This is a genomic window from Aeromonas sp. 1805 (assembly GCF_013085525.1).
Taxonomy (GTDB): domain Bacteria; phylum Pseudomonadota; class Gammaproteobacteria; order Enterobacterales; family Aeromonadaceae; genus Aeromonas; species Aeromonas hydrophila.
On the sequence record NZ_CP038515.1, the window covers coordinates 2575795 to 2593969 of the forward strand.

General features: G+C 62.8%; 19 protein-coding genes. 5 read left to right on the forward strand and 14 right to left on the reverse strand.

The window, feature by feature from the left end:
* Positions 1–13 precede the first annotated feature (13 nt).
* The 8 genes from E5E96_RS12185 to arnB form a co-directional block, all read right to left on the reverse strand.
* The gene (locus tag E5E96_RS12185) at positions 14–883 is read right to left on the reverse strand and encodes a phosphoribulokinase (protein WP_045528133.1); all 870 of its coding nucleotides are present in this window, start codon (positions 881–883) and stop codon (positions 14–16) included.
* Positions 884–1057: 174 nt separating this feature from the next.
* A complete protein-coding gene (gene arnF, locus E5E96_RS12190; RefSeq protein WP_171282242.1) occupies positions 1058–1504 on the reverse strand; it encodes a 4-amino-4-deoxy-L-arabinose-phosphoundecaprenol flippase subunit ArnF in 447 nt (148 codons plus the stop codon).
* Positions 1501–1845, reverse strand: a complete 345-nt coding sequence (locus E5E96_RS12195; RefSeq protein ID WP_024944371.1) for an EamA family transporter — start codon at positions 1843–1845, stop codon at positions 1501–1503. The genes arnF and E5E96_RS12195 overlap by 4 nt, the downstream gene beginning before the upstream one ends.
* Positions 1845–3488, reverse strand: a complete 1644-nt coding sequence (gene arnT, locus E5E96_RS12200) for a lipid IV(A) 4-amino-4-deoxy-L-arabinosyltransferase (protein ID WP_171282243.1) — start codon at positions 3486–3488, stop codon at positions 1845–1847. The genes E5E96_RS12195 and arnT overlap by 1 nt, the downstream gene beginning before the upstream one ends.
* 69 nt (positions 3489–3557) lie before the next feature.
* Positions 3558–4457 (reverse strand): 4-deoxy-4-formamido-L-arabinose-phosphoundecaprenol deformylase, encoded by a 900-nt coding sequence (gene arnD, locus E5E96_RS12205; RefSeq protein ID WP_171282244.1) that lies wholly within the window; start codon positions 4455–4457, stop codon positions 3558–3560.
* Positions 4450–6441, reverse strand: coding sequence for a bifunctional UDP-4-amino-4-deoxy-L-arabinose formyltransferase/UDP-glucuronic acid oxidase ArnA (gene arnA / locus E5E96_RS12210; protein ID WP_171282245.1), 1992 nt, complete (start codon positions 6439–6441; stop codon positions 4450–4452). The genes arnD and arnA overlap by 8 nt, the downstream gene beginning before the upstream one ends.
* Positions 6438–7418 (reverse strand): undecaprenyl-phosphate 4-deoxy-4-formamido-L-arabinose transferase, encoded by a 981-nt coding sequence (gene arnC / locus E5E96_RS12215; RefSeq protein ID WP_171282246.1) that lies wholly within the window; start codon positions 7416–7418, stop codon positions 6438–6440. The genes arnA and arnC overlap by 4 nt, the downstream gene beginning before the upstream one ends.
* A 6-nt stretch (positions 7419–7424) precedes the next feature.
* Entirely contained in the window at positions 7425–8561 is a 1137-nt protein-coding gene (arnB, locus tag E5E96_RS12220) for a UDP-4-amino-4-deoxy-L-arabinose aminotransferase (RefSeq protein WP_171282247.1), read from the reverse strand.
* A gap of 221 nt (positions 8562–8782) precedes the next feature.
* Between arnB and E5E96_RS12225 the strand changes: the two genes are divergently transcribed.
* A complete protein-coding gene (locus tag E5E96_RS12225) occupies positions 8783–10129 on the forward strand; it encodes a UDP-glucose/GDP-mannose dehydrogenase family protein (protein WP_171282248.1) in 1347 nt (448 codons plus the stop codon).
* 429 nt (positions 10130–10558) lie between these two features.
* On the opposite strand, the gene E5E96_RS12230 is transcribed toward E5E96_RS12225, so the two are convergent.
* Positions 10559–10801 (reverse strand): YheU family protein, encoded by a 243-nt coding sequence (locus tag E5E96_RS12230; protein WP_011704929.1) that lies wholly within the window; start codon positions 10799–10801, stop codon positions 10559–10561.
* Positions 10802–10884: 83 nt separating this feature from the next.
* Between E5E96_RS12230 and E5E96_RS12235 the strand changes: the two genes are divergently transcribed.
* Complete coding sequence (locus E5E96_RS12235; protein ID WP_171282249.1) at positions 10885–12045, forward strand: membrane-associated sensor domain-containing protein; 1161 nt, start codon at positions 10885–10887, stop codon at positions 12043–12045.
* On the opposite strand, the gene E5E96_RS12240 is transcribed toward E5E96_RS12235, so the two are convergent.
* The 3 genes from E5E96_RS12240 to E5E96_RS12250 all read right to left on the reverse strand — a co-directional run bounded on the left by E5E96_RS12240 (position 12027) and on the right by E5E96_RS12250 (position 14845).
* Positions 12027–13010 carry a hydrolase gene (locus E5E96_RS12240; protein ID WP_171282250.1) on the reverse strand — a complete coding sequence of 328 codons (984 nt, stop codon included), beginning with the start codon at positions 13008–13010 and terminating at the stop codon, positions 12027–12029. The two genes, E5E96_RS12235 and E5E96_RS12240, sit on opposite strands and share 19 nt — an antisense overlap.
* Positions 13011–13077: 67 nt before the next feature.
* Positions 13078–13977: a chemotaxis protein gene (locus E5E96_RS12245; RefSeq protein WP_011704932.1), complete on the reverse strand. Its 900-nt coding sequence runs from the start codon at positions 13975–13977 to the stop codon at positions 13078–13080.
* Positions 13978–14158: 181 nt separating this feature from the next.
* Positions 14159–14845 carry a hypothetical protein gene (locus E5E96_RS12250; RefSeq protein ID WP_171282251.1) on the reverse strand — a complete coding sequence of 229 codons (687 nt, stop codon included), beginning with the start codon at positions 14843–14845 and terminating at the stop codon, positions 14159–14161.
* Between the two features lie 39 nt (positions 14846–14884).
* On the opposite strand from E5E96_RS12250, the gene E5E96_RS12255 reads away from it, so the two are divergent.
* Together E5E96_RS12255 and E5E96_RS12260 are read left to right on the forward strand one after the other, a co-directional pair.
* Positions 14885–15091: a YheV family putative zinc ribbon protein gene (locus tag E5E96_RS12255; RefSeq protein WP_011704934.1), complete on the forward strand. Its 207-nt coding sequence runs from the start codon at positions 14885–14887 to the stop codon at positions 15089–15091.
* Between the two features lie 145 nt (positions 15092–15236).
* Complete coding sequence (locus tag E5E96_RS12260) at positions 15237–15875, forward strand: peptidylprolyl isomerase (protein WP_171282252.1); 639 nt, start codon at positions 15237–15239, stop codon at positions 15873–15875.
* A 64-nt stretch (positions 15876–15939) separates the two neighbouring features.
* On the opposite strand, the gene E5E96_RS12265 is transcribed toward E5E96_RS12260, so the two are convergent.
* Both E5E96_RS12265 and E5E96_RS12270 read right to left on the reverse strand, forming a co-directional pair.
* Positions 15940–16155 carry a SlyX family protein gene (locus tag E5E96_RS12265; RefSeq protein ID WP_011704936.1) on the reverse strand — a complete coding sequence of 72 codons (216 nt, stop codon included), beginning with the start codon at positions 16153–16155 and terminating at the stop codon, positions 15940–15942.
* A 14-nt stretch (positions 16156–16169) separates the two neighbouring features.
* Positions 16170–17138 carry a WD40 repeat domain-containing protein gene (locus tag E5E96_RS12270; RefSeq protein WP_171282253.1) on the reverse strand — a complete coding sequence of 323 codons (969 nt, stop codon included), beginning with the start codon at positions 17136–17138 and terminating at the stop codon, positions 16170–16172.
* Positions 17139–17257: 119 nt separating this feature from the next.
* On the opposite strand from E5E96_RS12270, the gene fkpA reads away from it, so the two are divergent.
* Complete coding sequence (fkpA, locus tag E5E96_RS12275; RefSeq protein ID WP_011704938.1) at positions 17258–18064, forward strand: FKBP-type peptidyl-prolyl cis-trans isomerase; 807 nt, start codon at positions 17258–17260, stop codon at positions 18062–18064.
* Positions 18065–18175 lie beyond the last annotated feature (111 nt).

Consider the following 18175-nt stretch of genomic DNA (forward strand, 5'->3'; position numbering starts at 1 on the left):
TCAGCTCCTTGGCTCAGGTGATCTTGCCGGTTTCAATCAGTTGCTGGATCAACGGGCGCAGGATCAGCTCCATCGCGAAGCCCATCTTGCCGCCCGGCACTACGATGGTGTTCATCCGTGACATGAAGGATCCGTCGATCATCGACAGCAGGTAGGGGAAATCCACCTGCTTGATGCCGCGAAACCGTATCACCAGCATACTCTCGTCCAGACTTGGGATCACCTTGGCGCTGAAGGGGTTGGAGGTATCCACCGTCGGCACCCGCTGGAAGTTGATGTGGGTGCGGGAGAACTGGGGGGTGATGAAGTTGATGTAGTCGTCCATGGAGCGGACGATGGAGTCGGTCACCGCCTCGCGGGAATGGCCGCGCTCCGAGGTATCGCGAATGAGCTTCTGGATCCACTCCAGGTTGACGATGGGCACCACCCCGATGAGGAAGTCCACGTGGCGGGCCACGTTGTGATCATCGGTGACCACGCCGCCGTGCAGCCCTTCGTAGAACAGCAGGTCGGTGTCGCTCGGCAGGTTCTGCCAGGGGGTGAAGGTGCCCGGCATCTGGTTGAAGGGGACCGCCTCGTCGAAGCTGTGCAGGTAGCGACGATACTGACCGCTGCCGTTCTGGCCGTACTCCTGAAAGAAGCTCTCCAGCAGGCCGAAGTCGTTGGCCTCGGGGCCGAAATAGCTGATGTGGCGCCCCTGTTCGCGCGCCTTGCGGATCGCCACGTCCATTTCCGGGCGGGTGTAGCGATGAAAACTGTCCCCTTCCACCACGGCCGCCTGATAACCGAGCTGATGAAACATGGAGCGAAAGGCGTTGGTGGAGGTGGAGGTGCCGGCCCCGGACGAACCGGTAACCGCAATGATGGGATGCTTTGCCGACATAGAATTCTCTCTTCCTTGGGAGTTCCGTTATAAAGGCATGTTCCGAGTGCGGTCAAGTGTGCGACCTGACAGTACCACCGCGCAACTGCTTCGCGGGTGTGCCAGCGTGCGGGCATCGGTCGCAGACGCAAAAAAGGCTGCCGTGGCAGCCCTTGTGACCAAGAAAGAGAAAGACTAGCTGTCCTGCTTGGTGCCGGCCGCAGGTTTGATCCCCACCAGTACGGCCCCCAGCAGAATGAACAGCACCCCGAGCGCCTTGCCGGGCTCCAGCGGCTCGGCGAAGAGCGGGATGTTGACCGCCAGCAGGTAGACCAGCGCATAGCTGGTGCTGAGCAGGGGGTAGGCGATGTTGAGCGGGGTGGAGTGCAGTGCCGCCAACCAGCAGAGCAGCGACAGGGCGTAGCAGCCCACCCCGGCCAGGATCACCAGCAGTGGCAGCGGATGGGCCAGCATCACGGCGAGATCCATCTGCCAGGTCGGCAGCTGGATCACCCCCCACTTCATGCCAAGCTGGGCGGCTGTCACCAGCAAGATGCTGCCGAGCACGTAGAGATACCCCTTCAGCGCCGCTCTTGCAGGGCTGGCCGGTCGTTGGCCCGCCTGCGGATGGTCATCGCTCATAGCAAACCTCCCAGCAGCAGGGCGCCCACTATGATGGCTCCCACTCCCAGCCAGTTGTGGTAGCTGATCTGCTCGTGAAAAAACAGCCTGGAACCCACCAGCACCAGCACCAGATTGATGCTGAGCATGGGGTAGGCCATGCTGAGCGGCAGCCGCTGCAGCAGGTAGATCCAGAGCAGCATGCCGCAGCCGAGCGCCGCCACGCTGGCGATGAGCCAGGGTGAGCGTAGCTTCTGCCAGTGGTTGCAGGGCCGGCGCTGCCAGCTGACGACCGCCTGCTTTTGCAGCATCTGGCCGCTGCAGGTCAGCAGGCACACCAGCAACAGCAGCAGGATGTCCATCACTGGGCCCCGTGGTAGATGAGCAGGGTCAGTCGGTGACTGACGATGGTCTCGTCGGCGGGGGGCACGGGCCCGGTATTGCCGTCGCGATCGGTCTTCATCAGCAGGGCCACCTGACCATTCTTGCGCGCCTGTTCCAGCCAGGCCGGGAAGTCGGCGCGGGCCACGTAGCGCCCCGCCGCATCCGGGTAGCCGAGGCCGTAATGCACCTCGCCCTTGCTGTCGAACAGGTTGATCTCGCTGCGCTGGGTGCCCCAGGCGAGGGAGGAGGCCAGTCCGACGTCGTTGGCCAGCAGGGTGCCTGACTTCATCAGCACGGCCTGATTGGCCTCGATGAAGCGCTCCGGCAGCTTGGAGTCGATCAGCGATTGCGGCAGCGCCCAGGGCAGGCCGATGGCCAGCACCATGGGGCAGAGCGCGCTCAGGGTCCAGCGGCGGCTGACCTCTTTCAACTGGATGAAGCCGAGCAGACTCCAGCCGGCGAAGATGACCATGGCCACCGCCAGCGCACCGTGATCCTCCTCGCCATAGACGGCGTGGCTGGGGGCGAACGCCAGCACGGCCAGTACCACCAGGCAGATGAGGCCGAACAGGCCGTTGAGCCAGGCGTTGACCCGCAAGGCCCGCTCTTTGCCCTCCTTGAGCAGGTCGACGGCGCTGGCGGCCATCAGCATGGCGAGCGGGGCGAAGCAGGGCAGGATGTAGGTGAGCAGCTTGCCCTTGGCAATGCTGAAGAACAGCAGGGGCAGGATCACCCAGGCCAGCAGGTAGAGGGTTTCCGGGCTTATCTTGCGCTCCTGCCAGCCCTTGCGCAGGGCGCCGGGCAACAGGCCGAGCCAGGGCAGGGTGCCGAGCAGCCCCATGGGCAGGTAGTACCAGAACGGCGCCTTGTGCTGGGCGTTGTCGGCGGCGAAGCGCTGGATGTGTTCAACCCAGAAGAAGTAGTGCCAGTAGTCCGGTTCGCGCAGGTGCACGGCGATGGCCCAGGGGGCGGCCAGCAGGATTGCGCTCAGGATGGCCAGCGGCCCGAAGCGCACCAGCTCGAGCAGGCGGCGCTGATAGATGACGTAGGGCACGATGACCACCACCGGCACCGCCAGGGCGATGAAGCCCTTGGTGAGAAAGCCCATGCCGCAGGCGAGGCCGAACAGCAGATAGCCACCGACCCGGCTGCCAAGGGAGCCCTCCTTGCGGATGATGTAGAAGCTCACCATGGCGGCGTTGAGCCAGAGGGTCACCATGGCGTCCAGCACGCTGTAGGTGCCGATGCCGTAGACGATCAGCAGCGACAGATAGATGAGTCCGGTCAGGAAGGCCTTGCGCCGGCACTGCCACAGCTGCAGGGCAAACCAGCAGATCAGCAGGGCGCTCAGACCGGTGGCGGCGGCCGAGGCGAAGCGCACGGCGAAGTTGGTGTCACCGAACAGCTGCTGGCTGATGCTGTTGAACCAGTAGCCGGCGATGGGTTTCTCGAAGTAGCGCAAGCCCAGGAAGTGGGGCACGACCCAGTCTCCGGTGCTCACCATCTCCCGGCTGATCTCGGCGTAGCGGTTTTCGTCCGGGCTCCAGAGCGGCCGCTGGTCAAGCGGCAGCAGGTAAAAGAAGAGAAAGAACAGGGGCAGGGCCCACTTGGTCAACGTCATGACATCCTCTGTTGCATGGTGTGATTAGCGCGATGGTTAGTCCTGCCACCCGAGGTGGCGTCATTCATCTCAGGCCTCGGCCTTGCAGCCGAGCCAGCCCTCCCGTCCGGGCAGGGTGCCGCGGACCAGCCGGCCGGTCGGCAGCGTGGTCGGGTCGGATGGTAACAGATCCCCGAGCGGCACGAAGCGGATGCCGCGCGCCCTGGCTTCGCCGAGCAGGGCATCGAACTGATCCGCCATCACGATCCCTTCCACTTCGGCGTGGATGGTGTAGACGTGAGGGCCCTGCGCCGGCGGGGTCGCCAGCTGCTCCAGCAGGAAATGGTTGAAACCGTCGACCGTGACCTGATGGCCCACCACCTCGTCGAAGGTGGGCAGGTTGACCGGGATCTGCGGGGTGCCGGGGCGGCCATCCTGCAGCAGGGGCCGAAACAGGCCGCTGCCGCGACAGTCGCTGTTGTAGCGAAAGCCGAACTGTTCCTTGGCCTGGGTGGTGAGCGGGTCGGCTCGCCAGCCGGCGGCGGCGGAGCAATCCACTTCGCGCCCCAGGATCTGGTTGAGCGCATCCACCCCGAGCCGGGTCTGACGAGTGAGCTCGGCTTCGTCCCAGCGGCCGGTGTTGGCCTGCCAGCCGTGGTGATCCCAGGCGTGCAGCCCCACCTCGTGACGGGCGCTGTCGGTGTCGCGCATCAGGGAGCCGAGCTGCTTGCCGATGGACTTGCCGGGCCAGGCGGTGCCGGCCAGCAGGATGTCCAGCCCATAGAGGGATGCTGCGTTGGAGCGCAGCATCTTGAGCAGAAAGCGGGGTTTTAGCAGGCGCCACAAGTGGCGCCCCATGTTGTCCGGTCCGACCGAGAAGAAGAAGCTCCCCTTGACCTGATGCTTGTCGAGCAGTTGCAGCAGGCGGGGCACCCCGTCACGGGTCCCCCTGAAGGTATCGACGTCGATCCGCAGACCTACCTCAGTCATGCTCGACTCCCGTCGTGACCGCCCCTTGCAGGAAGAAGTCCAGGGTGTTGCCGATGGTCTCTTCCATCTCGATGGTCGGTTCCCAGTCCAGCAGGCGGCGGGCATTGGCGATGCTCGGCCGGCGGTGGGAGACGTCCTGATAGCCGTCACCGTAGAAGGACTTGCTCTCCACCAGCTTGAAGCCGGCAAACGGCGGGAAGTGGTCGCGCAGCGGGTGAGCCTCGAACTTGGCGAGCAGGATTTCGGCCATCTGCTGGATGCTGGCCTCGTTGTCCGGGTTGCCGATGTTGATGATCTGGCCGTCGCAGCGGTTCTCCTTGTTCTCGATGATGCGGAACAGAGCCTCGATGCCGTCCTCGATGTCGGTGAAGCAGCGCTTCTGGGCGCCGCCGTCTACCAGCTGGATCGGGGTGCCGTCCACCAGGTTGAGGATCAGCTGGGTGATGGCGCGGGAGCTGCCGATGCGGGCGGAGTCCAGGCTGTCCAGACGCGGCCCCATCCAGTTGAAGGGACGGAACAGTGTGAAGTTGAGCCCCTCTTTCTTGCCGTAGGCCCAGATGACCCGATCCAGCAGCTGCTTGGAGACCGAGTAGATCCAGCGCTGCTTGTTGATGGGGCCGACGATGAGGCGGGAGCAGTCTTCATCGAAGCTGTGATCGTCGCACATCCCGTACACCTCGGAGGTGGAGGGGAAGATGATGCGCTTGTGGTACTTCACGCAGTAGCGGACGATCTTGAGGTTCTCCTCGAAGTCGAGCTCGAACACGCGCAGCGGGTTGCGGGTGTACTCGATGGGGGTGGCGATGGCCACCAGCGGCAGGATCACGTCGCACTTCTTGATGTGATACTCGATCCACTCGGTGTGGATGCTGATGTCCCCCTCCACGAAGTGGAAGTTGGGGTGACCGATGAAGCGGTCCACCGCGCTGGAGCCGATGTCGAGGCCATACACCTCGTAGCCGCCATCCTGGAGCAGGCGCTCGGTCAGGTGGTTGCCGATGAAGCCGTTGACGCCGAGGATCAGCACCCGGGTCAGCCGCGCCTTGCGCAGGGCATTGCTCGCCTTGGCGCCGATCTTCATCCCTTCGACCAGCCCCAGTTCGCGGGCCAGCTGGGCGCCGCGCACATAGAGTCCACCTTCGGCCTGACCGGCCACGATCTCCAGTACCCCTGCACCGCAGGCGATGCGCAGCGGCTCCTGGCTCAGGATGGTGCCCGGCTGCTTGTCGCTCTGCTGGGCCAGCCAGTGGCTCTTCCACACCGTCAGCTTGCGATCGCCAGCGAAGCTGAAGGCGCCCGGGTAGGGCTGGGTGACGGCGCGCACCAGGTTGTGCAGTTCGCGGGCCGGGCGGTGCCAGTGCAGCTCGCCATCGGCCGGGGTGCGGCGGCCATAGTAGCTGGCCTTGCTCTCATCCTGCGGGGTGAGGCGGATGTCGCCGGCGCGCAGCTTGGGCAGCTCCTGCTCCAGCAGTGCACGGGCGGCGAGACGCACCTTGCCGTGCAGGGTCAGCGCGGTGTCGTCGTCGGCAATGGTCACCGCCTGCTGGGCGACAATGGCGCCGGCATCAGGCTTGGCGGTCATCTGGTGCAGGGTGATGCCGGTCTCGGCCTCGCCGTTGACCAGGCACCAGTTGATGGGCGCGCGACCGCGGTAGGCGGGCAGCAGGGAGCCGTGCAGGTTGAAGGCGCCGACGGTCGGGATGTCGAGGATCGCCTGCTTGAGCATGTTGCGGTAGTAGAAGGAGAAGAGGGCCTGGGGCGCCAGCTCGCGAATGCGCTCAATCCAGAGCGGGTGGTTCACGTCCTCGGGGGAGTAGACCGGCAGGTTGTGCTCGGCGCAGAGCTGGGCGACCGAGCCGAAGAAGCGGTTCTCGCCCGGATCGTCGGCGTGGGTGAAGACGGCCTGGATCTCGTAGCCTGCCTCGAGCAGGGCCTCGATACCGGTGCAACCGATATCGTGATAAGCAAAGACGACGACTTTCATTGTTCAGCTTCCTGTTGCGAAGGGGTGATGGCGCTGCGCACGATCTGGTGGATGAAGTAGCGGGGACGGGCGCGCACGTCGGTGTACATGCGGCCTATGTATTCTCCCAGCAGCCCCATGCCCAGCAGCTGCACGCCGACAAAGGTGAAGAGAATGGCAAAGAGGGTGAAGACGCCATCGGCGGCCCAGTCGGCGCCCAGAATGAGGCGCATCAGGATCAGCAGGATGGAGAAGGTAAAGCCGATGCCCGCCACCACGCTGCCGACGATGCTGAGCAGCCGCAGCGGGGTGGTGGTCATGCAGGTGACCAGGTCATACATCAGGTTGATGAGGTGCATCAGCCCGTATTTGGATTCGCCGTGGGCCCGCTCGGCGTGGCCCACTTCCAGCTCGATGGTGCGGCGGGCGAAGCTGTTGGCCAGGATGGGGATGAAGGTGCTGCGCTCCTGGCAGCAGAGCATGGCGTCGATGATGTGACGGCGATAGGCGCGTAGCATGCAGCCGTAGTCGCTCATGTGCACGCCGGTGGCCTTTTGCACCGACTTGTTGATGAGTTTGGAGGCAGTCTTGCGAAACCAGGAGTCCTGACGGTTGCGGCGCATGGTGCCCACCACGTCGTAGCCCTGCATGGCGGCTTCCACCAGGCGAGGGATCTCCTCCGGCGGGTTTTGCAGATCCGCATCCAGGGTGATCACCAGATCCCCCTTGGCGGTCTCGAAGCCGGCCATGATGGCGGCGTGCTGACCGTAGTTGCGGTTGAGCAGCACCCCGACCAGCTTGCTGCCCTCAACGGCGGCGGCGTCTCTGATGAGCTCGGTGGAGCCGTCGTGGCTGCCGTCATCGATCAGGATCACCTCATAATCCTGTGACAGCAGATCGCAGGCGACGGTGACCCGGCTCAGCAGCGCGGGCAGGCTGGCCTCCTCGTTGTAGACGGGGATGACCACCGAAACCAGCTTGATGTCAGTGTTGTTCACGTTGCATTACTCCAATATGTCGATAAGGGCCGCGACCACGCGGTCGACGTCGGCCAGCGTCATGTCCGGGAAGAGTGGCAGGGTGCACAGGCGTGACGAGTTCCACTCGGTATGAGGCAGGCTGAGGGTCGGATAGCGTTCGCGGTAGTATTTCTGGGTGTGGGCCGCCCGAAAGTGCAGACCGGTACCGATGCCGCGCTCCTGCAGTGCCTGCATCAGCTGATCCCGGCCGAGCCCGCAGCGATCCGGGTCGACCCGCACCATGAACAGGTGCCAGGCGTGCAGGTGGGGGTAGTCCGGCACGGCGAGCGGCGCCAGCGGCAGGCCGGCCAGCCGCTCCTGGTAGCGGGCCACCAGTTCGGCCCGCTTGGCGTTGAGCTCGGGCAGACGCGCCAGCTGCACCAGGGCGATGGCGGCGTTGATGTCGGCCAGGTTGTATTTGAAGCCCGGGGTGATCACCTCCGCCTGCGGCTTGCGGCCCAGGCTCATGCGATCAAAGGCATCCACCCCCAGGCCGTGGAATTTGAGCATCCGAACCTTGTCCGCCAGCGCCTTGTCGTCGGTCACCAGCATGCCCCCTTCGGCGCAGGTCAGGTTTTTGATGGCGTGGAAGGAGAAGATGGCGGTGCCGCTGGCACCGATCCAGCGCTCCCGGTAGCGGGTGCCGACCGCGTGGGCGGCATCCTCGATGACCGGTATGCCGTGCTGGCCGGCCAGCGCCAGGATCGGATCCAGATCGACCGGGGCACCGGCGTAGTGGACCGGGATGATGGCTTTGGTGTTGGCGGTGATGAGCGGCGCGATCAGCTCGGCGCTGGTCATCAGGGTATCCGGGTCCACGTCGACGAAGACCGGCTCGGCCCCCAGCAGGGTGATGATGTTGATGGTGGAGACCCAGGTCTGGGAGGGGGTGATCACCTCATCTCCCGGGCCTATGCCCAGCGCCAGCAGAGTGACGTGCATGCCGGCGGTGGCGGAGCAGAGCGCGACCGCGTGCTGGCAGCCGAATGTGTCGCAGAATTGCTGTTCCAGTTCATGATTCTTCGGGCCCGTGGTGATCCAGCCCGATTTCAATACGTCACAGACAGCACTTATCTCGGCATCACCGATGGCGGGCCTCGAAAATGGCAGAAAATCTTGCATAAGAGATCCAACGAAGAATATTAATCAGTGCCCGTAAAAGCGGGCAGCCCCAACAAATTGCACTCAACATAACGTATATAAAAGCGGGCCTGCAATGGTCCAGAAACAGCTGGTAACAATTAACTGGTGCGGTCATCTTAGGTAATGTGATAAATATTTATAACCCCCCCAACTCTTGTTTTTCCAAATTACATTTTCTCTGACATTTTGGTTGTATCAATATGAACATTACTGTATTTGGAAGTGGCTACGTGGGCCTGGTTCAGGCCACCGTACTGGCCGACGTCGGTCATCAGGTGATCTGTGTCGATGTCGATGAACAGAAGGTGGCAGCCCTGATGGATGGCCAGGTGCCCATCTATGAACCCGGTCTCGAATCCCTGCTGCAGCGCAACATCAAGAGCGGCGCCCTGGTGTTCACCACGGACGCCGTGCTGGCCGTCAAACACGGCGATGTGCAGTTTCTGGCAGTAGGCACGCCACCGGGGGAAGATGGTTCCGCCGATCTGAGCCACGTGCTGACGGTGGCCGAGACCATCGCCCAGTATCGCGATCGGCCTGTCATCATCGTCAACAAGTCGACCGTGCCGGTGGGCACCGCCGACAAGGTGACCGCCAGGGTCAACACCATCCTGCAGCAGCGGGATCAGTCGTTCGCCTTCGACGTGGTCTCCAACCCCGAATTTCTGAAAGAGGGCTCCGCCATCCAGGATTGCCTGCGGCCGGATCGCATCGTGGTGGGCACCGCCAACGAGGCTTCCCGCCAGCTGATGCGCGAGCTCTACGAGCCGTTCAACCGCAACCACGACCGCATCCTGTTCATGGATGTGCGCAGCGCCGAGCTGACCAAGTACGCCGCCAACTGCATGCTGGCCACCAAGATAAGCTTCATCAACGAGATGGCCGGGCTGGCCGAGCGGGTCGGCGCCGACATCGAGATGGTGCGCCAGGGGATAGGCTCGGACCAGCGCATCGGCTATCAGTTCATCTACCCGGGTTGCGGCTATGGCGGCTCCTGTTTTCCCAAGGATGTCAAAGCCTTGCTGGCCACGGCCCAGGAGCTGGAGTACGACACGCCGCTGATCCGGGCGGTGGAGCGAGTCAATGAATTGCAAAAATCGCGGCTGTTTCAGCTGTTGTCAGCGTTCTTCCACGCCGAAGGGGAGAGCCTGGCCGGCAAGACCATCGCCCTGTGGGGGCTGGCGTTCAAGCCCAACACCGACGACATGCGCGAGGCGCCGAGCCGGGCCTTGATGGAGGCGTTGTGGCAGGCCGGGGCGACCGTGCAGGCCTACGATCCCGAGGCGATGCAGGAGGCCCAGCAGATCTACGGCAACTGTGACAAGCTGCGGCTGATGGGCACCAAGGAGGCGGCGCTGTTTGGTGCGGATGCCCTGGTGATCTGCACCGAGTGGAACCATTTCAAGGCCCCCAATTTTGCCGCCATCAAGCAGGCGTTGCGTTATCCGCTGATCGTTGATGGCCGCAACCTGTTTGATCCGGGCCGGATGAAAGATCATGGTTTTCATTACTACGCCATTGGGCGGGGCGAATCGGTAATGAAATAAAAAGACCATGCCACGCTGCCGCTATGTTTCAGTGCAATGGCAGTGCGGCATCTATTCACGCTGCACAAGACTATTTTCGTCACTATTGTTGGTGAGCGTCCTTGTCATATTTATTTAATATTGTGAGCTGATTCACTTTATTAATTTTATATTGCCGCTATGGCCAGGTTCTCTGCATGGCTCGCCACTATTAATTAAACCGGTATTGATATGGCCTATTTCCCCGCAGCATATTGCCGCGGGGCACCAATCAATGCATGACATCCGGCAGAGCTCACTCTGCTCACAATAAAAATGGCCCTCCGCTAGTTCGGAAGGCCATTTTTATTTTCTGAAAGGGACGCGCTAGCCCGGCGGGAACTGTCGGGTTGGTGCCGCCATCGTGTCGGCCCGGCTGGCAAGACCCAGATCGGGATGGCAATGGGCCGGCTATTCCGGTATATCGTCCACCTGAGCCCTGTCGAGGGTCGCCTTGGGTACTATGTTCACGCTTTCGTGCAGCTCGCTGTAAACGATCACGGCCAGCCCCTGCTGCAGCTGTGTCCTGACATCGGCGACCTTGTCGGCCAGACTGACATCATGTTCGCCGTACTCGGTGCCCTCTTGCAGCACGAAGTGCTCGAGCAGGTTGTTGAGGGTGTCTGCATCCAGCTCTTGCCAGGGGATAATCATGGTTTCATCTTCCGTTACCAGAGAGCGGGTATTGTCTATCTGTCGGCAGCAAGCGCAAGGGATTTATATGGCAGCAAGCAGGTATGAACATGCTCTCTGATGAACAACGTCGTCTCTCCAGCCACCTCGAACACCATCTGTATGAGTCTCGCCGTCACGCCCTGAGCAAGGGGTTGCGCTGGTTCTGGGCCGTCAACCAGCTGGCGATCCTGTTCCTGCTGGCGCGCTTCTATGTCTATCAGGACGCCCATCTGGTGGTGGCCCGGGTACTGCCCTGGAGCTACGAGGTGCAGCTGGTGCTGATGACGCTGGCCTGCCTGTCGTTTCCGCTGTTCTGGCACTGGCTCTCCCGCCAGCCCCCCGCCATCTGGCAGCCCTGCCTGCGTGCCGGCGCCCTGCTATGGGGGACTGGCTGGGCGCTGCTCGGCTACGCCATCGCCCTGGTGGAGCTAAGAGGCGGTTTCAGCCTGGCGTTCGATCTCATCAGCATGTTGCTGATGACGGCGCTGGTGGCGCTCTATTGCGAGGTGCGGCTGTTCTACTGCTTCAGCACACCGCCGCTGCTGTTTCTGCTGCTGGAGGCGCTGCTGGTCAAGGTGCCGTTTCCGGCGGTGCACTGGATGGCGGTGGGCTGCCTCATCATCATGCTGGAGACGGGCAGGCGCATGCTCAACGGCTGGTTCGAACTGGCGGTGTCCCGTGAGCACGAGAATCTGACCCTGGCTCGCCAGCTCGATGCCATGGCCAAGCGGGATCCGCTGACCGGGCTGGCCAACCGGCGCCACTTCGACAACGTCAGCGAGCAGATTCTGCAGGAGGCGAGAGAGCAGCACGGCGAGTTTGCCATCCTGCTGCTGGACGTGGACTTCTTCAAACGCTTCAACGATCACTACGGCCATCTGCAGGGGGACAACTGCCTGATCGCGGTGGCCGACTGCCTGCGCGAGGCCATTCGCCAGCCGGCTGACGTGGTGGCCCGCTATGGCGGGGAGGAGTTCGTGCTGCTGCTGCCCGGTGCCGATGCACTGGCCGCCAGCGCCATCGCCAAACGCATTGCCGCCGCGCTGGCCGGGCGAGGCATTCTTCATGCGCTGTCTGAGGTGTCGGATCGGGTCACCGTGAGTCAGGGCATCGCCCTGTGGCACGGGGGGCAGGATGGCATCGCCGACATGCTGGTGCGCGCCGACGAAGCGCTCTATCAGGTCAAGGAGGCTGGCCGCAACGGCTACCGGCTCGCCCCCTGAGTCTGTTCTCGCAGCCACTGGCTGATCCGCTCTTCCAGCCAGAACCGCGGTCGCCATGGGGTACCGTGCAGGAAGCCCACGTGGCCGCCCTGGCGGCTCAGCTCGTAGCGCACCATGGGTGAGAGCTGTTCGGCCTGCGGGATCACCGCCTCGGTCATGAAGGGATCGTCGGCGGCGTGGATCACCAGAGTGGGGATGGGGATCCGTGCCAGCATGCCCAGGCCCGAGCAGCGCTGATAGTAGTGATCGGCACTGTCAAAACCGTGCAGCGGCGCCGTGACCTGCTCATCGAAGTCGCGCAGGGTGGCGATGGCGCGCACCTGCTGTGGCTGCCAGCGGGCGCCGGCCGCCGCCTGCCGCTGGATCTTCTGCTGCAGGTTGTGGCGCATGGTGCGCAGCAGATAGCTCTGATAGACCCGCGAGAAGCCCTGATTAACCCGATCGGCGCAGCTGTCCAGCCGCAGCGGTGCCGAGATCACCACCGCCGCCGTCAGCTCGCTCGGGCAGGCGCGTGCCAGCAGATTGACCAGCATGTTGCCCCCCAGCGAATAGCCGATGGCGATGAGCGGTTTGCCGGGAAAGCGGCGGCCCAGCTCGGCGATCAGCGCCTGGGCATCCTCGATGGCGCCGGAGTGATAGGCCTGCAGCAGCCGGTTCGGTTCGCCGCTGCAGCCGCGAAAGTGCATCAGTACCGCCTCGTTGCCTTGGCGTTGCAGGTGAGCGAACAGTCCCTTGGCGTAGTGGGAGTGAATGCTCCCCTCCAGCCCGTGAAACAGCACGATGAGCGGCCGCTCATCCCGGCTGATCTCGCCGCTCCAGGCGAGATCGACGAAGTCGCCGTCCGCCAGCTCGAAGCGCTCCGCCACGAAGCGGGCCGGTTGGCGGCGCAGCCACTTGGGCAAAATGGTTTGCAGATGGGGATTGCGCGCCCACCAGGGGGCGTGGAAGTGGCTTTCGATCAGCATGCTGGGTCCGCGGGGTGACAGGGACAGAAAAGGCAACGGCGAGAAGCCGGGCTTCTCGCCGTCGGGATCAGGCCGGCAGGCTGTCGTGGTGCTCGGCACCGCGCAGCATGGCCTGGATCAGTTCGTTGGCTTCAAACTTGGTCAGCGCCTCGTGAGCGCCCACCTGATGGGCCCGCTCCACGCTGATCTCGCTGGAGAGCGAGGTGTGCAGGATGATGTAGGCGCCCGCCAGTTTGGCGTCACTCTGCACCTCGAAGGCCAGCTCATAGCCGTCGAGCCCCGGCATCTCGATGTCGCTCACCAGAATGTCGATGGGGGTCTTCTGGCTGGCGCGGGTCTGCATCAGGGTCAGCGCATCCTTGCCGTTGGTGCACACCTCGTAGGGGATGTTGATGTAGTCCAGCGCCGCCATCAGCTGGCGACGGGCGACCGAGGAGTCATCCACCAGCAGGATCCGCATCGGCTTGATCCGCTCCCGCTGCACATCGGTCAGCACTGGGTAGAGATGGCTGGGATCGTCCGGATAGACCCGGGAGAGGATCAGCTCCACGTCCAGCAACTGGATCAGCTGGTCATTGACCCGGGTCACGCCGGTGACGAACACGTTGTGGCCGAGGGTGGCGGGCGGCGGCTCGATGTCGCGCCAGTTGCACTCGGTGATCTTGTCGATGCCGCGCACCAGAAAACCCACCAGGGTACGGCGGCAGTCGGTGATGATGATGAAGCAGTGCGGCATCTCTTCCTTGCTGATCGGGCGATAACCCACCGCCATGGCCATGTCGATCACCGGGATGGTGGTGCCACGCATGCTGGCGGCGCCGAGCACGGTCGGGTGCGAGTGCGGCATGGCCGTCAGCTGGGTGTAGGGCACTATCTCTTTCACCTTGAGGGTGCCGATGGCGAAGGATTGCTTGGCCGAGAGATGAAACAGCAACATGCCCTGGGATTGGTTGGCCTTGCTTTTCATGGCAGATGTCCTGTGAGTCAAAACGGTATCAGTCAATTCAGGCCCCTAGCATAAAGGATTATAGAAGAAATGGCCTTGTGGTTATTAACGACCATTGGCCGCAAAACTGGACTCATTTCATCCATTTATTGCCGCAATCCGCACCTGTGCGCACTGCCTGGGGCCCTCATGGGAGGGGCGTTCAGCGCGCCTGCAACGCCTCCAGCGGGGTGCCGAGCCACTGCTGGCAGGCGTGGGCGAGCGCGGCTTCATCCCCATAACCCAGCTTGCTCACCACCTGGGCGCGTTGGCTGCCGCTCTTGAGCAGCCGTACCGCTTGCAGCAGCTGCCACTGGGCGCGCAGCGCATCGCTAGCCAGCGCCGGGTCGCTGAGGCCACGCTGCGCCAGACATTGCTGCCATGCCGCATCGCTGCCCTCCTGACCGTTTGCCAGCGCCTGCCAGGCGGCCTGCAGGGCATTGTCTGGCTGGGGGGCAATGGGGCAGGCCGGCAGCTCGTCGAGAATTACCTGCAAGCGGTGGCCATAGGCACCTTGCCAGTCGCGGGGGCGCTGCCACTGGGCCAGGCCGTCGAGCAGCGCCGTCAGCAGCGGGGTAGGCTGCAGCCAGCCCGCCCGCTCTGGCTGCTCCACGCGTACCGAGCAGGTCAGCAGATCATGCTGGCAGCCCGCCAGCGGGGTGAATGCGGCCAGGGCATCGGCACAGAGCCAGAAGTGGCTTCCCGTCGGCATCAGCCACTCATGGGCGCCGAGTCGCAGCAGCGCCGCGCCCCGGGTGATCCGCAGCAGCTGGCCCACCGGCGCGCGCTTGCGGGCACCGACTTGCAGATGCGGAGTGGAAAAATGCTGATATTCGATGGCGTGATGCATGTAAAAACCCTGATATGATGCTGCCTGGAGGTAACAAAAATGGAAACCAGACGTAAAAAACGCTTCATTGCCGGTGCGGTCTGCCCGGCGTGCGGCAAAATGGACACCATGATGCTGTATATGGAGCATGGAGTCGAGAAGGTGACCTGTGTCGAGTGCGGGGATACCCAGGTACAGACCCAGGCCGAGGTGGACAAGGTGACCCGGGAGACGGAACAGGTAATCGGCGTGTTTCGTCCCGAGTGAGTGCCGGCCTCAAGGTGATGACACGCCGGTCAGGCTGGTGGCTGTTGATTGCTTTTTCATCATGCTGAAGCCGGACCGACCATATGCTTGTCTGCCTTTTTGAGGTATTCTGGGCCCGTTTTTTTCTATCCGCAGGATCCCTGACATGAAAGTAGCTCCCCTGAGCGTGGTTACGCTGGAATACACGGTCACCGACGAACACGGTGAAGTCATCGACACCACTGTCGGTAAAGAGCCTCTGGTGTATCTGCACGGTACCCGTTATCTGGTCTCCGGCCTCGAAGCCGAGCTGGAAGGTCGCAGCGTGGGCGAGGCGTTCGACGTCACCCTGACGCCGGAGCAGGCCTATGGCCAGTACGACGAGAACCTGGTGCAGGAAGTGCCCGGCGAGCTGTTCGACGGCATGGAAGTGTCTGAAGGGGATACTTTTGTGGCCGAGACCGACGACGGCCACCGTCCGGTGACCGTGATCGAAGTGTCCGAAGAGTTCGTCAAGGTGGATGGCAACCATCCGCTGGCTGGCGTGACCTTGGGCTTCAAGGTCGAGATCAAGGACGTGCGCGCCGCCACTGCCGAAGAGCTGGCCCACGGCCACGTTCACGGTGCCGGTGGTTGCGGTCACGATCATGGCCACGACCATGATCACGACCACGGTCATGAGCACGGCGGTTGCTGCGGTGGTGGCCATCACGGCCACGATCACGGTCATGACCACGGCGACGACCAAGGTCACGGCGGCTGCTGCGGTGGCGGCGGTTGCGGTGGCAAGGGCCATCAGCACTGATCACGGCATTGCCGATGATAAAAAAACCCGCGCCTGGCGCGGGTTTTTTTATGGCTGGCACTCATCAGTAGTGCGGTGGCGGGGTCTCTTCTGCCATGCTGGCGATCTGGCTCGGCTGCACGCTCTGCAGCTTGTCCACCAGCAGCTGGATCTGATGCTTGAGCCGATCCAGCTCGCGGCCCTGGGTGGTAACCTCGTCGTTGAGCTGCTCCACCGTGTATTCGGCGAAGGCGAGGCGGCTTTCCAGGGTTTCGAGGCGATCGTTTAATTGCTGACTCATGGGCCTTTTGGTCCTTACTTGATAGTCCAGATTTCGGCCAGGCCGCTGGAGCTGGCGCTGACAAGGTGACTATTGTCGCGCAAAGCCACGCCGTAGACCACTGCGCTCGGCGGTTTCACTTTGGGATGGGGCGAGACGCGCCAGCTCTGCAGCAGGCTGCCGTCGCTCACCTGCCACAGGGATAGCTGGCGGGAGGGGGCGCCGGTGATGAGCCACTTGCCGTCGTTGGCAAAACGCGCCGCGGTGTAGACCTCGAAGCGGTGATCGAACTGCAGCCGGCTCAGCTCCTTGCCGGTTGTCAGATCCCAGATGCTGGCCTGGCGGCTGTCGGCGGTGAAGGCGAGCCGTCCGCTCGGGTCGAGCCGGGCCAGCACCACCCGGCCGGCATGGTTGAAGCGCCACACCACCTGGCCTGAGCGGGTGTCCCACAGGTAGGCACTGTAGTCGTTGCCGCCGGTGAGGGCGTAGCGGCCGTTGGGGGAGAGATCCACCGTGTTGACCTGCTCGGTGTGGCCGAGAAACTGCAGCCGGCGGCCGGTGCGGGTATCCACCACTTCCGCCTTGCCGTCTTCCCGGCCGATCAGCACCTGGCGACCGTCGGCCGACAGGGCGATGTCCCTCAGCCTGGATTCAGGAAGCGAATAGTAGCCTTGCGACTGGCCATCCTGCAGGCGCCAGATCCCGAAACTGTCGGGGGTGGCCGTCACGGCGTGGCTGTCGTCCGTCGAGAAACGGGTGATGATGATGAAGTTGTCCGGATTGTCGGACTGGCGCCAGCGCCAGCGCTCCTTGCCCTGTTCCAGGTCCCACACCACAGTGCCCTGGCTCAGGCTGGAGACGATGGCCTGCTTGCCGTCGCTGGCCAGATCGGCGCTCAGCAGCCCCTGGTTGGCGAGGGTCAGTTGTCGGTCCGGCGATGAGCTCTGTTCGCAGCCTGTCAGCATCAGGCAAATCGCGACGAGATAAATGGCACTTTTTATCATTTTTCCTGTCTCATGCTTTCGTTACCTGCGATCACGGCGTTAGTATAAGGCGCTTATCACGATAAACCTCTCATTTCACGAAGGAACCGAGAGCGGTATTTAGAGTTTTGGAGAAACTGATGAACAATTTTCTGAAGGTGTCCCTGTTGGCCGCGGCAGTTGCCGTGAGTCTGACTGCTTGCCAAAAAGACGAGAAGACTGCTGCGAATACCGCAGAGGTCAAGGCAGAAGCCAGCAAGCCGGCAGAGGCCCCCAAGGCTGAAGCCAAGAGCTTTGAAGAGCAATCCGGCTATGCAATTGGCCTCTCCATGGGTCGTTATATCGCCAATACCCTGGAACGTCAGCAGGAACTCGGCATCAAGCTGGACAACAGCGTCATCCTCAAGGGTGTGACCGACGGTCTGGGCAAAGAAGCCAAGATGACCGACGAGGAGATCCAGAAGGTTCTGCAGCAGTACGACGCCAAGATCAACGAGTTGACCAAGGCCAAGGCTGACAAGGATGCCGTGGAAAACCAGAAGAAGGGTGAAGAGTACCTGGCTGCCAACGCCAAGAAAGAGGGCGTGAAGAGCACCGAATCCGGCCTGCAATACCAGGTCGAGAAGATGGGTACCGGCGCCAAGCCGAAGGCCACCGACATCGTCAAGGTCCACTACACCGGTACCCTGACTGACGGTACCAAGTTCGACAGCTCCGTCGATCGCGGCGAGCCGGCCACCTTCCCGCTCAACCAGGTGATCCCGGGCTGGACCGAAGGCGTGCAGCTGATGCCGGTCGGTTCCAAGTTCAAGTTCTTCCTGCCGTCCAAGCTGGCCTATGGCGAACACGGTGCGGGTTCCATCCCGGCCAATGCCGTGCTGGTATTCGACGTTGAGCTGCTGGCTATCGAGAAGCCGGCTGCCGATGGCGACAACGCCAAGAAGTAAGCGGAAAACGTTGAAAAAACGGCTCCTTAGGGAGCCGTTTTTACTTGTAACTCCGCCCGAATGGCGGGATAAAAGAGAGTATCGCCAACTGTGCTAACATGGCGAACGACA